This window comes from Streptomyces sp. CB03238, from assembly GCF_002099185.1.
Taxonomy (GTDB): Bacteria; Actinomycetota; Actinomycetes; order Streptomycetales; family Streptomycetaceae; genus Streptomyces.
In genome coordinates, this window is record NZ_NBCN01000005.1 from 102,115 (window position 1) to 116,720 (window position 14,606).

Genomic DNA, 14,606 nt, shown 5'->3' on the forward strand with positions numbered 1-14,606 from the left:
AGCCGATGAGTACACCGGAAGCCATTTTCCACCGCCCGCGTTCGGTGCCCCTGCGGCGCCGGGTCCTGGTCCGGCTCGTCGTGGGCGTGGCGCGGCTCCTCGCCACCCGGCGCCCCCGTCGCATCCGCGCCGTCCTGGACCGGCTCCGCCGGGGCGCCCGCCCGGCCACGGTCGAACAGACCCGGGCCGCCCGGGACGCCGTGGTCGCGGTCAGCCTGGCGTGCGGCGGCAGGGAGGGGTGCCTGCCCCGGTCCCTGGCCACCACGCTGCTGTGCCGGCTGCACGGCCAGTGGCCGACGTGGTGCGTGGGCGCGCGGCGCCTGCCGCCTTTCGGCGCGCACGCCTGGGTGGAGGCGGAGGGGGTGCCGGTGGGCGAGGACTATCCACCCGACTACTTCCGCCCGCTCCTCACCGTGCCCGCCGTGAGTCCTGACCGGTGAGCCCCCGAGCGGCCGGCGGGCGTCGCCGGATCGGTCTCCGGGGCGTCCTGCGTCTGCTGTACGGACACCGGCGGTGGGTCGGCCTCGCCGTGCTGCTGACGCTGGGCGCTTCGGCGCTGAGCCTGGCCCAGCCCCTGCTGGTGAAGAAGGTGATCGAGTCGACCTCGTCCGGGGGCGCGGTCGGGCCGGTCATCGCGCTGCTGGTCGTCTTCTTCGTCGCGCAGGTGCTGGTACAGGGCCTCGCCCAGTACGTCGTGGCCCGTACCGGCGAAGGCATCGTGCTCGGTATCCGGCTCCGCCTCGTCCGGCATGTGCTGCGGCTGCCGATGGCCGTGTACGACCGGCAGCGCATCGGCGACCTGATCTCGCGCACCAGCACCGACAGCACCACCCTGCGGCTCCTCATCGCCGAGGGCTTCACGGACGCGGTGACCGGCGGCATCGCGCTGGCCGGCGTCGTGGCGCTGATGCTGTGGCTCGACTGGCTGCTGTTCCTCGTCGTGCTGGCCCTGGTGGCGGTCGCCACGGTGGTCGTGGGCTCGGTCCTGCGCGGCATCGAGGCCGCCTCGCTGGTCACCCAGCGGGAGACGGGTGCGATGACCGCCGATCTGGAGCGGGCGCTCTCCGCCATCCGTACCGTCCGGGCCAGCCGCGCCGAGCAGCGCGAGACGGACCGCATCGCCGACCGGGCCCGGTCGGCGTACGCGGGGAGCATACGGATGGCGAAGCTCGACGCCGTGGTGGCACCGGCGATCGAGCTGGCCGTCAAGGGGTCGTTCATCGTCGTGCTGCTCGTCGGCGGCCTGCGCGTCGCCGACCGGCAGGGCTCGCTGGCCGACCTCGCCGCGTTCCTGCTGTACATGATCTATCTGGTGGGGCCGATCGGCATGCTGTTCCAGTCCCTCAGCACCATGGAGCAGGGCGTGGGCGCGTACCGCCGGGTCACGGACGTGATGGCCATGCCCACCGAACAGGACGCCGTGCGCGGGCGGCCCGTGTCCGGGCCGGGGTCCGGGCCGACACGTACGCCGGTGCTGGAGTTCCACGACGTGTGGTTCGGCTACGAGCCGCACCGCCCCGTCCTGCGGGGGGTGAGTTTCGAGGTGCCGCCGAGGTCCCATGTCGCGCTGGTCGGCAACTCCGGCGTCGGCAAGTCGACCGTCTTCGCGCTCATCGAGCGCTTCTACGATCCGGATCGCGGCCGCATCCTCTTCGACGGCCAGGACGTCGCCGCGCTCGGCCGCGCCGAACACCGCGCCCGCATCGGCCTGGTGGAGCAGCACGCCCCGGTGATGTACGGGACGCTGCGGGAGAACCTGATGTACGCGGCCCCCGACGCCGGGCCGGAGGAGCTGGAGCGGGTCGTCGAACTGGCGCATCTCACCGAGCTGGTGTCCCGGTTGCCGCGCGGCCTGGACACCGACGCCGGTGAGCACGGCATGTCGCTGTCCGGCGGCGAACGCCAGCGGATCGCGATCGCCCGGTCCCTGCTGGCCCGGCCCGAGCTGCTGCTGCTCGACGAGCCGACGGCGCACCTGGACGCGGCCAACGAGGAGGCGCTGCGCCGGTCGATCCGGCACACCACGGCCGAGTGCGCGCTGCTGGTCATCGCCCACCGGTTCTCGACGATCCGCGCGGCGGACCTCATCGTCGTCCTGGACGGGGGGCGTGTCGTCGCCACCGGCAGCCATGACGAACTGCTGGACACCAGCGGCCACTACCGCCTTTTGTCGGACGCGCAACCGGCCGGTCGATAATGCCCCCATGGGAAAAAGATACGAACGCATCGACGGCCGGATACGGGACTTCATCGAGCAGCAGCCGGTCTTCTTCACCGCCACCGCCCCGCTGACGGGTGACGGGCACGTCAACCTCTCCCCCAAGGGCCGCGAGGGCACACTCGTCGTCCTCGACGAACTGACCCTGGCCTACCTCGACTTCGGCGGCAGCACCGCCGAGACCATCGCCCACCTGCGCGAGGAGGGCAACGGCCGGATCACCCTGATGTGGTGCGCCTTCAGCGGCCCCCCGAAGGTGCTGCGCGTGCACGGGAAGGGCGAGGCCGTCTTCCGGGACGACCCGCGCTGGGCGGAGTACATCCCGCACTTCAAGGAGGCCGACGGCCCGGCGGCCCGCGCCATCGTCGTGGTCCACGCCCAGCGGGTCAGTGACTCGTGCGGCTTCGCCGTGCCGTTCATGGACTACCGCGAGGAGCGCACCCAGCACGCCGAGCACTTCGCCCGCAAGACGGACGAGGAGTTCGCGGCGTACTGCGCGAAGAAGGACCACGTCGGGGTGAGCCTGGACGGGCTGCCGGCCCTCCCGCTGCCGCTTCCGGCACGTACGGACGCACCCTAGGGCCCTGCCCGGCCCAGCCGTTCGGCCGCGTTCGAGGAGCGGCCGCCGCACGGTGCGCATACGGTCCGGGTCATGCGCCTCGCTCTCGTCCTCGCGTCCGTACTCCTGCTGGCCCCGGCCGCGCCCGTGGACCGTGAACCGCTGCCCGCGCGGATGGCGGACACGGGCGGCGGTACGCAGCTGATCACGGCCGAGGCGCCGCGCGCCCGGTCCACCACCGGGACGGTGACGTGGTGGGACCGGCGCGGCGGGCGGTGGGTGCGGGTGGGGTCGACGCAGGCCCGGTTCGGCGCGAACGGCCTGATGGAGGGGGCGCGGCGCCGCCAGGGCACGTCGACCACACCGACGGGCCTCTACCCGTTCCCGTACGCCTTCGGCATCGAGACCGCCCCGGCGGGCACGGCTTTCCCGTACCGCCGGGTGACGCGCGACTCCTGGTGGTGCCAGGACAACCGGTCGCGCGCGTACAACCGCTGGGTGGAGGGGCTGCCGGGCCATTGCCGGGCGGCGGAGGCGGAGCACCTCATCACGTACGGGAAGCGGTACGCGCACGCGCTGGTGATCGGGTTCAACTACGAGCGCCCGGTGCGCGGGCGCGGCGCGGGCATCTTCCTGCACGTGAAGGGGCGTGGGCCGACGGCCGGTTGTGTGGCCGTACCGGCGGGCGCGATGCGGCGGATCCTGGCGTGGGTGGAACCGGCGCGCCGGCCGCACATCGCGATCGGTACGAGCGGGGGCGGCCGGACGGCGATCGTCCGGGCCGGGACGTGAGAGAGCGCCGCGCCATGAGAAGAGCGCCGCTCTCGCAAGTGCGGCGCTCCACCGTGTGCGCGGCGCTCCGCGCCGTGACTACCGCTCCTTCTGCGCCAGCCGCAGCAAGTGGTCCGCGAGCGCCTGGCCGCCGGCCGGGTCGCGGGAGATCAGCAGCAGTGTGTCGTCGCCGGCGATGGTGCCGAGGATGGCGTGCAGTTCGGCCTGGTCGATGGCCGAGGCGAGGAACTGGGCGGCGCCCGGCGGTGTACGCAGGACCACCAGGTTGGCGGAGGCCTCGGCGGAGATCAGCAGCTCGCCCGAGAGGCGCCGCATCCGCTCCTCCTTGGCCGACTCGCCGAGCGGGGCCTGCGGAGTGCGGAAGCCGCCCTCGCTGGGCACCGCGTAGATCAGTTCGCCGCCCGTGTTGCGGATCTTCACCGCGCCCAGCTCGTCGAGGTCCCGGGAGAGCGTCGCCTGGGTGACGCTCAGCCCGTCGTCGGCGAGGAGCTTCGCCAGCTGGCTCTGGGAACGCACCGGCTGCCGGTTGAGGATGTCCACGATCCGGCGGTGGCGTGCGGTGCGGGTCTGCGGAACGGACGGCCCGCCGTGCTCAAGGTCCTGCGCGTCGGTCATCGTCGTCTCATTCTCCGGATCGTCCTTCCCCGTGCACGCTGCTGAGAACGCCGGGCAGGGCCCGGAGGAAGGCGTCCACTTCGTCGTCACCGATGACCAGCGGCGGCATGAGCCGTACGACATCGGGGGCGGGCGCGTTCACCAGGAGGCCGGCGTCCTGAGCCGCCTGCTGCACCTGGGGCGCGAGGGGCTCGGTGAGCACGATACCCAGCAGCAGGCCCGCGCCACGGACGTGGGAGACCAGTGGGTGGTTCAGGGCCTCGATTCCGTCACGCAGCTTCTCGCCGAGGCGCTTGACCTGGTCGAGCGCCGAACCGGTGGCGAGGGTGTCGAGTACGGCGAGTCCGGCGGCGCACGCGACGGGGTTGCCGCCGAAGGTCGTGCCGTGGTGGCCGGGCTTCAGCAGCTCGGCCGCCGGGCCGAAGGCGACGGTCGCGCCGATGGGCAGGCCGCCGCCGAGGCCCTTGGCGAGGGTGACGATGTCCGGCTCGACGCCGTGCGCCTGGTGCTCGAACCAGTGGCCGCACCGGCCGATACCGGTCTGCACCTCGTCCAGGACGAGCAGCGTGCCGGTGGCGCGGGTGATCTCGCGGGCGGCCTTCAGGTAGCCGGGCGGCGGGACGACGACACCGTTCTCGCCCTGGATGGGCTCGATGATGACGAACGCGGTCTGCTCGGTGACCGCCTCGCGCAGCGCGTCGGCGTCTCCGTACGGCACGTGCGTGACGTCTCCGGGCAGGGGCAGGAACGGCTCCTGCTTGCCGGGCTGGCCGGTGAGCGCCAGCGCGCCCATCGTACGGCCGTGGAAGCCGCCGGTCGTGGCGACCATGTGGGTCCGGCCGGTCAGCCGCCCGATCTTGAAGGCGGCCTCGTTGGCCTCGGCGCCGGAGTTGCAGAAGAAGACCCGTCCGGGGCGGCCGAGGAGCTGGAGGAGCCGTTCGGCGAGCGCGACGGGCGGTTCGGCGACGAAGAGGTTGGAGACATGGCCGAGGGAGGCGATCTGCCGCGAGACGGCTCCGACGACGGCGGGGTGGGCATGGCCGAGGGCGTTGACGGCGATGCCGCCGACGAAGTCGAGGTACTCGGTGCCGTCCGCGTCCCAGACGGTGGCGCCCTCACCGCGTACGAGAGGGATCCTCGGCGTGCCGTAGTTGTCCATCAGCGCGCCTTGCCAGCGCTGGGTCAGCTGCTCGTTTCCGGTCACGATTCCCCCTGTCCGTCCGGCACGACCATCGTGCCGATGCCCTCGTCGGTGAAGATCTCCAGCAGGATGGAGTGCTGCACGCGCCCGTCGATCACGCGCGCGGTGGTGACGCCGTTGCGTACGGCGTGCAGGCAGCCCTCCATCTTGGGGACCATGCCGCTGGAGAGCTCGGGCAGCAGCTTCTCCAGCTGGCTGGCGGTGAGGCGGCTGATGACCTCGTCGCTGTGGGGCCAGTCCTCGTAGAGGCCCTCGACGTCGGTGAGGACCATCAGGGTCTCGGCACCCAGCGCCGCAGCGAGTGCCGCAGCCGCCGTATCAGCATTGACGTTGTAGACATGTCCGTCGTCCTGGGAACGGGCGATCGAGGAGACGACCGGGATGCGGCCGTTGTCCAGCAGTGCCTCGATGGCACCGGTGTCGATCCCGGTGATCTCGCCGACCCGGCCGATGTCGACGAGCTCGCCCTCGATGCGCGGCCGGTGCTTGGTGGCGGTGATGGTGTGGGCGTCCTCGCCGGTCATGCCGACGGCGAACGGCCCGTGCTGGTTGAGCAGCCCCACGAGCTCGCGCTGGACCTGTCCGGCGAGCACCATCCGTACGACGTCCATCGCCTCGGGAGTGGTGACGCGGAGGCCGGCCTTGAACTCGCTGACCAGGCCCTGTTTGTCGAGCTGGGCGCTGATCTGCGGGCCGCCGCCGTGCACGACGACCGGCTTGAGGCCGGCGTGCCGGAGGAAGACGACGTCCTGGGCGAAGGCGGCCTTCAGCTCCTCGTCGATCATGGCGTTGCCGCCGAACTTGATGACGACGGTCTTGCCGTGATGGCGCGTCAGCCAGGGCAGGGCCTCGATGAGGATCTGCGCCTTGGGCAGTGCGGTGTGCTTGCGTGTCGTGCTCATGAGCTGTACGCGCTGTTCTCGTGGACGTAGTCGGCGGTGAGGTCGTTGGTCCAGATGACGGCGGACTCGGACCCGGCGGCGAGATCGGCGGTGATCTTGACCTCGCGGTAGCGCATGTCGACGAGGTCGCGGTCCTCGCCGACCGAGCCGTTCTTGCAGACCCAGACGCCGTTGATGGCGACGTTCAGCCGGTCGGGCTCGAAGGCGGCCTTGGTCGTGCCGATGGCGGACAGGACACGGCCCCAGTTGGGGTCCTCGCCATGGAGGGCGCACTTGAGGAGGTTGTTACGGGCGATCGAGCGCCCCACCTCGACGGCGTCCTCCTCGCTCGCCGCGTTGACGACCTCGATACGGATGTCCTTGGACGCGCCCTCGGCGTCGCCGATGAGCTGGCGGCCGAGGTCGTCGCAGACCTTCGTCACCGCGTCGGCGAAGTCGGCGTACGCGGGAGTCGTCCCGGACGCGCCGGAGGCGAGGAGCAGGACGGTGTCGTTGGTGGACATGCAGCCGTCGGAGTCCACCCGGTCGAAGGTGACGCGGGTGGCGTCACGCAGCGCCTTGTCGAGGGTCGGGGCGTCGACGTCGGCGTCGGTGGTGAGGACGACGAGCATGGTGGCGAGGCCGGGGGCGAGCATGCCCGCGCCCTTGGCCATGCCGCCGACGGTCCAGCCGTCCTTGGTGACGACGGACGTCTTGTGGACGGTGTCGGTGGTCTTGATGGCGATGGCGGCCTTCTCGCCGCCGTGCTCGGAGAGCTCCTTGGCGGCCTTCTCGACGCCGGGGAGGAGCTTGTCCATGGGCAGGAGTACGCCGATGAGGCCGGTGGACGCGACGGCGACCTCACCCGCGCCGATCTCCAGGACCTCTGCCACCTTCTCGGCGGTGGCGTGGGTGTCCTGGAAGCCCTTGGGGCCGGTGCAGGCGTTGGCGCCGCCGGAGTTGAGGACGACGGCCCGCAGCTCGCCGGTCTTGAGGACCTGCTCGGACCACAGGACGGGCGCGGCCTTGACGCGGTTGGAGGTGAAGACGCCCGCGGCGGCGCGGCGGGGGCCGGTGTTGACCACGAGGGCCAGGTCCGGGTTGCCGTTCGCCTTGATCCCGGCGGCGATGCCCGCGGCCGTGAATCCCTTTGCTGCCGTGACACTCACGGTGCGACTCCGATCGTGGAAAGACCCGTGTCCTCGGGGAGCCCGAGGGCGATGTTCATGCTCTGCACCGCGCCACCGGCGGTGCCCTTGGTGAGGTTGTCGATGGCGCTGATCGCGATGATGCGGCCCGCCGCCGCGTCGTACGCGACCTGCACCTGAACGGCGTTGGAACCGTAGACGGACGCCGTCGCCGGCCACTGCCCCTCGGGGAGGAGGTGGACGAACGGCTCGCCGTCGTACGCCTTGGCGTAGGCGGCCCGGACGTCCTCGGCCGTGGTGCCCGGCCTGGCCTTGGCGCTGCACGTGGCGAGGATGCCGCGCGCCATGGGGGCGAGGGTCGGAGTGAAGGAGACGGTGACCTTCTCCCCCGCCACCGCGCCCAGGTTCTGCATCATCTCGGGGGTGTGGCGGTGGCTGCCGCCGACGCCGTACGGGCTCATGGAGCCCATCACCTCGGAGCCCAGCAGGTGCGGCTTGAGCGCCTTGCCCGCGCCGGAGGTGCCGGTGGCGGCGACGATCACCGCCTCCGGCTCGGCGAGGCCGCCGGCGTACGCGGGGAAGAGCGCGAGCGACACGGCGGTGGGGTAGCAGCCGGGCACCGCGATGCGCTTGGCCCCCTCCAGCACGGCGCGGGCGCCCGGCAGCTCGGGGAGGCCGTAGGGCCAGGTGCCGGCGTGCGCGGAGCCGTAGAAGGTCTCCCAGTCGGCGGCGTCCCTCAGCCGGAAGTCGGCGCCCATGTCGACGACGAGGACGTCGTCGCCGAGCTGCTCGGCGACGGCGGCGGACTGGCCGTGCGGCAGGGCGAGGAAGACGACGTCGTGGCCGACGAGGATTTCGGGGGCGGTCGGCTCCAGGACCCGGTCGGCGAGCGGCAGCAGGTGCGGCTGCAGCGTGCCGAATTTCTGGCCGGCGTTGGAGTGGCCGGTCAGGGCGCCGATCTCGACCCGCGGGTGGCCGAGGAGCAGACGGAGCACCTCTCCGCCCGCGTATCCGCTCGCGCCTGCCACTGCTGCTCGTACTGCCATCGGACCCTCCTCGTCGATGGCATGACTATACGCATCCACGCACTTTTATGCAAAGCCCTGCGCGCCGCCGCGGCGTCCACGACGATCGTATGGATGTCGTTACGGGCGATGTGGTCGTCACTGGTCTCGGCGCCACGACACCCCTGGGTGGCGATCGCCTCGACGTGGGAGGGAATGCTGGCCGGGCGGTCCGGGATCGGTGCGATCGGGGAGGAGTGGGCGGCCGAGCTGCCCGTACGGATCGCGGGCAGGCTCGCGGTCGAGCCGACCGGCGTCCTGGACCGGGTGCAGGCCCGCCGGATGGACCGCTGCGAGCAGGTCGCGCTGGTGGCGGCCCGTGAGGCGTGGGCCGACGCGGGCGCGTTCGGTGTCGATCCGGAGCGGCTGGCCGTGGTGATCGGCACGGGCACCGGGGGTGCGCTGACCATGCTCGGTCAGGGCGACGCGCTGGAGGCCTCCGGGGTGCGCCGGGTGTCCCCGCACACGGTGCCGATGCTGATGGCGAACGGCCCGGCCGCCTGGGTGAGCATCGAGCTCGGCGCCCGGGCCGGCGCGCACACCCCGGTCAGCGCCTGCGCGTCGGGGCCGAGGCGATCGCCATGGGCCTGGACCTGATCCGGCTCGGCAGGGCGGACGTGGTGGAGGCGGGCGGCGCCGAGGCGTGCGTCTGCCCGCTGCCGCTGGCCGGTTTCGCGCAGGCCCGGGCGCACTCCACCCGCAACACCGAGCCCGAGCGGGCGTCCCGCCCCTTCGACGCCGACCGCGACGGCTTCGTCATCGGCGAGGCCGCCGCCGTGGTCGTCCTGGAGCGCGCCGGGTTCGCCGCCGCCCGGGCAGCCCGCGCCCACGCGACCCTCGCCGGGGCGGGCGTGACGTCGGACGCGTACCACATCACCGCCGCGCACCCGGAGGGTCACGTGCGCGCCATGCGGCTGGCGTTGGACACGGCCGGGCTGTCTCCGCTCGACATCGGGCACGTCCACGCGCCCGACACGTCCACACCGAAGGGCGACCTGGCCGAGGCCGAGTCGATCGCGGAGGCCATCGGTACGCGCCCGTCCGTCATCGCGACCAAGTCGATGACGGGCCACCTCTTCGGCGCGGCGGGCGCGGTCGGCGCGCTGGCGGCGATCCTGGCGGTACGGGACGGTGTCGTGCCCGCGACGAGCGACCTCGACACGCTCGACCCCCGGGTGAAGCCGGACGTCGTCACGGGCGGGCCCCGGCGCGGCCCGCTCAAGGCCGCGCTGACGAACGCGTTCGGCTTCGGCGGGCACAACGCCTCGCTCGTGTTCACGGCGGCGCCGGGCGCCTGAGGCGTCACATGAGGCGTACGGTGCCAAGGATCCGCCGGACCGTCGCGTCGGGCACCTCCTCGCGCACGCCCGTCGCGCCGAGGAACGTCCACGACACGATGTCTCCCTCGGCGTTCTTGAACGCGAACGCCGTCGCCTTGCCGTCGGTGTCGCACTTGCCGGTCCCGCTCGCGGTCCCCGTCGCCGTCGCGACACTGCCGCCGAGGCCGGAGGCGGTGGTGTACGGCTCGACAGCGCCGGTCTCGACCTTTGCCCTGTCCGGCTGGGTGTACGCGCCGTACACCCACAACTCGACGCTGCTGCGGGCGGCTTCCTCGGTGGTGCGGGCTCCGTCCTCGCCCCGCGACCCGGCGGCGGCAAGGGCGGTGTCCTCCGGGGTGCCGTCCCTGTCCTCGTCGGAGCTGCACCACTGCTCCTTGAGCATGGCGGGGGCGGAGAAGCCGATGAGCGGCTTGTCCTCCGGGTCCCTGTCGTCGGCGACATAACTGGCCCAGTCGACCGACTTGCGGTGCCACTCGGGCGGTACGTCGAAGGCGATGCCCCGCTTGGGGTTGACGACCACCTTCCACCCCGGGATCACCGGCTGCGGTTCGGCGCCGCCGCGCGGGGAGCCCGAGGGGAGCGCGGAGGCGGCTCCGGGGGGTGACGGAGACGGGCGGGCGCCGTCCTTCGTACCACCGCCGAGGAGCAGGAAACCGGTGACACCGGCGGCGGTCACGACGGCGGTGGCGGCGACGACCGCGACGACGGCGGTCCGGCGGCCACCACCGCCCCCGGCGCCCGGCTGTACGGGCTGCGTCGGCTGTTGGTACGGCTGCTGTCCTTGCCACATGGTCAGCAACCCTAGATCGCGCGGATCCGCGTACGCAGGCGGGTAGCATCCGCTTCCGCACGGTCCGGCACGGCCGGGCACACACGGGCGTACGTGGAGGAACGGGTGACGGGGAACGGGGACGCGGCGGTACTGACCCGCGCGGGGGAGCTGTTCCGGGACGCGCCCGCCGGCCGGGGCGGGGCGCTGTGGCGGCTCGCGGCCGACGGGCGGCAGCTGGACGGCAACCTGATCCGGCTCACGCCCGCCACCCGGGTCCCGGCACATGTGGAGCCCGACCTGGACGTGCTGCTGTACGTGGTGGACGGCGACGGGCTGCTCGAGACCGGGGAGGCGGAACAGCCGTTGGACGCGGGGTGCCTGGTGTGGCTGCCGCGCGGTGCCCGACGCGGTGTGGCGGCCGGGCCGGACGGGCTGGCGTACCTGACCGTGCACCGCCGACGGCCGGGGCTGTCGATCCGTCCGGCCACGGCGCCCGAGGCCGAGGAGGCCGGCGAGGCCGCCTGCCTGCTCGACCGGGTGTGTCCCGAGTGCGGGCGGCTCGCGCCCGCCGAGCCGGACGTCCGGTTCTGCGGGCGGTGCGGGACCCGGCTGCCGGTGGCGGAGACGTCTACTTCTTGACGGCCCGGAGCACGACGAACTTCGGGCCGCCGGCGACGACCTCGCAGTTGCCGAAGATCCGGCGCAGTGTCAGATGGTGGCCGAGGTGCCGGTTGCCGACGACCCACAACTCGCCGCCGCCGCGCAGGGCGCGCCGGGCGCCGGAGAACATCCGGCGGGCCGTCAGGTCGGTCATCGCCTGGTGGCTGTGGAAGGGCGGGTTGTTGAGGACCAGGTCGACGGAGTCGGCCGGTACGTCCGCGAGTCCGTCGCCGACCAGGAACTCCGCCTCACTGCCGGGCGGGGCACTGGCCCGGAACGTCTCCTCGGCCGACGCGACCGCCTGGTACGACTCGTCGGTGAAGAGCAGCCGCGCGTCCGGGTCGCCCAGCGCGACGGCGAGGCCCACCACGCCGTTGCCGCAGCCCAGGTCGACGACCCGGGAGCTGCCGAGCCCGCGCGGCAGGTGCTGGAGGAAGAACCGGGTACCGATGTCGAGGCGGTCGGCGCAGAAGATGCCCGCGTGGTTGACGACCGTCCGGCCGGCGACGGCGGCCGGGGCGTCGTCGGGCAGGGTGTAGCGGTGCGGCCAGGGGCTGGCGGTGCGCGGCAGGGCGGGGTCCGGCGTACTGAAGATGAGCCGGGCCTTCTTGACGGCCAGGGACGTGCGGGTCGGGCCGATGATCCGCTCGAAGAGCTTCAGCGTGGAGGTGTGGATCTCCTTGACCATGCCGGTGCCGACGACGACGGTCCCGGCGTGCAGGGCGGGGGCGAGGCGGTGCAGCTGGTCCTCCAGGAGCGCGAGGCTCTTGGGGACGCGCACCAGCAGCACGTCGACGCGCTCGGGCGGGGTGTCCCTGGTGGTCAGGAGCTGTACGGACGCCTCGTCGGCCCCGTTGCGGGCGAGGTTCGCGCGGGTGGCCTCGTGGGCGAGGTACGAGTCGGTGATCTGGACGAGCCGGGCGGGCCCGTGCCCGGCGAGCGAGGTGACCAGGGCGCCCCACCGGTCACCGACCGCGACCACGGTGCCGGAGAGCGGCGCGGAGGACTCCGCCAGGTGCTGGAGCAGGTACTCGTCGGCCGCGTCCCAGGCGCGCAGCCGGTCGCGCGGGTCCTCGGGGAAGCGGGCGAGTTCGCAGGCGCCCCATGACGTGCTCAAACGGTTCATTGTGCGCCCAGGCTAGCCGGTGGCCGGGAGGCTACGGGAACCGGAGCACCATCCAGTGCTCCGGCACGTCCAGGGCCGTGAAGCCGGCCTTCTCGTACACGCCGTGCGCGTCCTGCGTGGCGAGCAGGATGCGCTTGATGCCGAGCGGGGCGAAGTGGTCGCGGACCGCCGCGGCCAGCGCGGTGCCCAGGCCCTGGCCGCGCACCGGGCGGTCGACGTAGACGTCGCAGAGCCAGGCGAACGTCGCGTGGTCGGTGATGACGCGGGCGTAGGCGACCAGTTCGCCGGAAGCGGCGTCGTACGCGCCGAAGTTGAGCGACCCGTCGATGGCGCGGTCCTGCTTGTCGCGGCTGCGGCCGATGGCCCAGTACGCGTCGGTCGAGAGCCACTGGTGGACGCGGGCCCGGTCCAGGCGGGCGGCGTCCGTGGAGATCTCGTACGCGTCGAGGCGCGCGTCCTGGGCTGTCGTCGTCTCGTCCATGATCGAACTCTGGCAGGGCGGGAGGCGGTTGTCAGTGGCGCGTGCCACGCTGGTTGCACGATCAACAGGCCGTGGACCTCGAACTCGGGTGACGCGGACCACACCTGCGGACGTAGACTCCCCATACGGAACGACAATCAGGGCAAACCGTCGCGAGGAGGTCACTCGATGCACGCGACTGTGGGCGACACATTGCTGGTGCACGGCAGGACCGTCGGTCACCACGACAGGACTGCGGAGATCGTCGAGGTGCTCGGGCCGGACGGAACACCCCCGTACCGCGTCCGCTTCAACGACGACGGACACGAAGCCGTGATGTCCCCGGGCCCCGACAGCGTCGTACGACACAAGGAGCCCGGTTAGTCACAGGGAACCCGCTCAGCCCGGCCCGTCTCCGCTAGCCCGGTGGGCGGACCGGCGTCGGGTAGTGGTCGGCCACGACCCTGGCCATCGCCCCGATGCGGTCCGTCACGACCTCCTTGGCCGAGAAGAAGACATGGCCGCGCACCCGTGGGTACTCACCCGCCAGCGTGAGGTGGCGTGACAGCTCGGCCGGGTCCTGCCAGGCGGCGGGCTGCGCGGGGTCGCCGCACTTGTACAGCGCCTCCCCCACGTACAGGTCGACGTCCGTGCCGCGTGCGACCTCGTCCCACCAGGGCACCAGCTTGGCGTAGTCGGCGGCGGCGAAGCCGATGTGCCAGTACAGCTGCGGCACCACGTAGTCGATCCAGCCCTCCTTCACCCACTTACGGGTGTCCGCGTGCAGATGGTCGTACGTCTGCACCCCCGCCCGGGTGTCCGAGCCGAGCGGGTCGGTGGCGATGTTGCGCCACACACCGAACGGGCTGATCCCGAAGCGTACGTCCTTGTCGATCTCCCGGATCGCTTCGGACATCTCCCGCACCAGCCGGTCGATGTTGTCCCGCCGCCAGGCGGCCTTGTCCGGAAAGCCGGCGCCATGCGCCGCGTAGGTGTCGTCGTCGGCGAAGGCCTGGCCGGCGACCGGGTAGGGGTAGAAGTAGTCGTCGAAGTGGACGGCGTCGATGTCGTAGCGGCGTACGGCGTCGAGCATGGCGTCCTGCACGAACCGCCGCACTTCCGGCAGCCCCGGGTTGTAGTAGAGCTTCCCGCCGTAGGGCAGGACCCAGTCCGGGTGCACCCGGGCCGGGTGCCCGTCGGCGAGCCGCGCCGGGTCGGTGTGATTGGCCACCCGGTACGGGTTGAACCAGGCGTGGAGCTCCAGGCCGCGCGCGTGCGCCTCCGCCACCGCCGTGCCCAGCGGGTCCCAGCCCGGATCCCGGCCCTGTACGCCGGTGAGGTACTGCGACCACGGCTCGTACGGCGAGGGCCACAGCGCGTCGGCGGTGGGCCGCACCTGGAAGATCACCGCGTTCAGCCGCCGCTCCACCGCCTTGTCGAGGAAAGCCAGCAGTTCGGCGCGCTGCCGGTCGGCCGGCAGGCCCGGCTTGGAGGGCCAGTCGCGGTTGGCGACGGTCGCCAGCCACATGCCGCGGAACTCCCTGCCGGGAGCCTTCCGCTTCTTCTTCCCGCGGTGGTTCCGGCCCTCCTGGTCGGGCCGTGCGGCCGGAACCCCCCGGGCCGCCGCGCCCGCGTCCGTCGTGGCCAGGAGCGACGCCACCAGCCCGGCCGCGGCCGCCGCCAGGCTCCTTCTGCCGATATGCCGCATTCATATGCCCCTTCAGCTGCGGTTTCTCCCGTTGTCTCCCTGTCCCGCAGAGCATGCCCGCC

General features: G+C 72.5%; 15 protein-coding genes and 1 pseudogene. 7 read left to right on the plus strand and 9 right to left on the minus strand.

What is annotated here, in order from left to right:
• Positions 1-5 precede the first annotated feature (5 nt).
• The 4 genes from BKD26_RS10010 (at position 6) to BKD26_RS10025 (ending at position 3,569) form a co-directional block, all read left to right on the plus strand.
• Positions 6-440: a lasso peptide biosynthesis B2 protein gene (locus BKD26_RS10010; protein WP_084897487.1), complete on the plus strand. Its 435-nt coding sequence runs from the start codon at positions 6-8 to the stop codon at positions 438-440.
• Complete coding sequence (locus BKD26_RS10015; RefSeq protein WP_084897488.1) at positions 437-2,197, plus strand: ABC transporter ATP-binding protein; 1,761 nt, start codon at positions 437-439, stop codon at positions 2,195-2,197. The genes BKD26_RS10010 and BKD26_RS10015 overlap by 4 nt, the downstream gene beginning before the upstream one ends.
• Positions 2,198-2,204: 7 nt before the next feature.
• Positions 2,205-2,798 (plus strand): pyridoxamine 5'-phosphate oxidase family protein, encoded by a 594-nt coding sequence (locus tag BKD26_RS10020; protein ID WP_084897489.1) that lies wholly within the window; start codon positions 2,205-2,207, stop codon positions 2,796-2,798.
• A gap of 72 nt (positions 2,799-2,870) precedes the next feature.
• Positions 2,871-3,569 (plus strand): L,D-transpeptidase family protein, encoded by a 699-nt coding sequence (locus BKD26_RS10025; RefSeq protein ID WP_084897490.1) that lies wholly within the window; start codon positions 2,871-2,873, stop codon positions 3,567-3,569.
• 78 nt (positions 3,570-3,647) lie between these two features.
• Here the strand turns inward: BKD26_RS10025 and BKD26_RS10030 are convergent, their stop codons facing one another.
• The 5 genes from BKD26_RS10030 to argC are packed head-to-tail and all read right to left on the minus strand — an operon-like array spanning position 3,648 to position 8,460.
• On the minus strand, positions 3,648-4,184 hold the full coding sequence (locus BKD26_RS10030; RefSeq protein WP_064068099.1) for an arginine repressor: 537 nt from the start codon (positions 4,182-4,184) through the stop codon (positions 3,648-3,650).
• 7 nt (positions 4,185-4,191) lie between these two features.
• Positions 4,192-5,388, minus strand: coding sequence for an acetylornithine transaminase (locus BKD26_RS10035; RefSeq protein ID WP_084897491.1), 1,197 nt, complete (start codon positions 5,386-5,388; stop codon positions 4,192-4,194).
• Positions 5,385-6,287 carry an acetylglutamate kinase gene (gene argB, locus BKD26_RS10040; RefSeq protein ID WP_084897492.1) on the minus strand — a complete coding sequence of 301 codons (903 nt, stop codon included), beginning with the start codon at positions 6,285-6,287 and terminating at the stop codon, positions 5,385-5,387. The genes BKD26_RS10035 and argB overlap by 4 nt, the downstream gene beginning before the upstream one ends.
• Positions 6,284-7,435 carry a bifunctional glutamate N-acetyltransferase/amino-acid acetyltransferase ArgJ gene (argJ, locus tag BKD26_RS10045; protein ID WP_084897493.1) on the minus strand — a complete coding sequence of 384 codons (1,152 nt, stop codon included), beginning with the start codon at positions 7,433-7,435 and terminating at the stop codon, positions 6,284-6,286. The genes argB and argJ overlap by 4 nt, the downstream gene beginning before the upstream one ends.
• Positions 7,432-8,460 (minus strand): N-acetyl-gamma-glutamyl-phosphate reductase, encoded by a 1,029-nt coding sequence (gene argC, locus BKD26_RS10050; protein ID WP_084897494.1) that lies wholly within the window; start codon positions 8,458-8,460, stop codon positions 7,432-7,434. Before argC ends, argJ begins: the two co-directional genes overlap by 4 nt.
• Before the next feature lie 89 nt (positions 8,461-8,549).
• Between argC and BKD26_RS10055 the strand changes: the two are divergent.
• A pseudogene (locus BKD26_RS10055) lies at positions 8,550-9,776 on the plus strand (beta-ketoacyl-ACP synthase II).
• 4 nt (positions 9,777-9,780) lie between these two features.
• Here the strand turns inward: BKD26_RS10055 and BKD26_RS10060 are convergent.
• Entirely contained in the window at positions 9,781-10,608 is an 828-nt protein-coding gene (locus tag BKD26_RS10060) for a hypothetical protein (protein WP_084897495.1), read from the minus strand.
• Positions 10,609-10,713: 105 nt separating this feature from the next.
• Here BKD26_RS10060 and BKD26_RS10065 point away from each other — a divergent pair, with 105 nt between their 5' ends.
• Positions 10,714-11,229, plus strand: coding sequence for a hypothetical protein (locus BKD26_RS10065; protein WP_084897496.1), 516 nt, complete (start codon positions 10,714-10,716; stop codon positions 11,227-11,229).
• Here the strand turns inward: BKD26_RS10065 and BKD26_RS10070 are convergent.
• The gene (locus BKD26_RS10070) at positions 11,219-12,376 is read right to left on the minus strand and encodes a methyltransferase (RefSeq protein WP_084897497.1); all 1,158 of its coding nucleotides are present in this window, start codon (positions 12,374-12,376) and stop codon (positions 11,219-11,221) included. The genes BKD26_RS10065 and BKD26_RS10070 overlap by 11 nt on opposite strands.
• A gap of 31 nt (positions 12,377-12,407) precedes the next feature.
• The gene (locus BKD26_RS10075) at positions 12,408-12,857 is read right to left on the minus strand and encodes a GNAT family N-acetyltransferase (RefSeq protein WP_084897498.1); all 450 of its coding nucleotides are present in this window, start codon (positions 12,855-12,857) and stop codon (positions 12,408-12,410) included.
• 168 nt (positions 12,858-13,025) lie between these two features.
• Between BKD26_RS10075 and BKD26_RS10080 the strand changes: the two genes are divergently transcribed.
• Positions 13,026-13,220 (plus strand): DUF1918 domain-containing protein, encoded by a 195-nt coding sequence (locus tag BKD26_RS10080; protein WP_084897499.1) that lies wholly within the window; start codon positions 13,026-13,028, stop codon positions 13,218-13,220.
• A gap of 34 nt (positions 13,221-13,254) precedes the next feature.
• Here BKD26_RS10080 and BKD26_RS10085 read toward each other — a convergent pair whose 3' ends face one another.
• A complete protein-coding gene (locus tag BKD26_RS10085) occupies positions 13,255-14,544 on the minus strand; it encodes a family 10 glycosylhydrolase (protein ID WP_084897500.1) in 1,290 nt (429 codons plus the stop codon).
• Between the last annotated feature and the right edge of the window lie 62 nt (positions 14,545-14,606).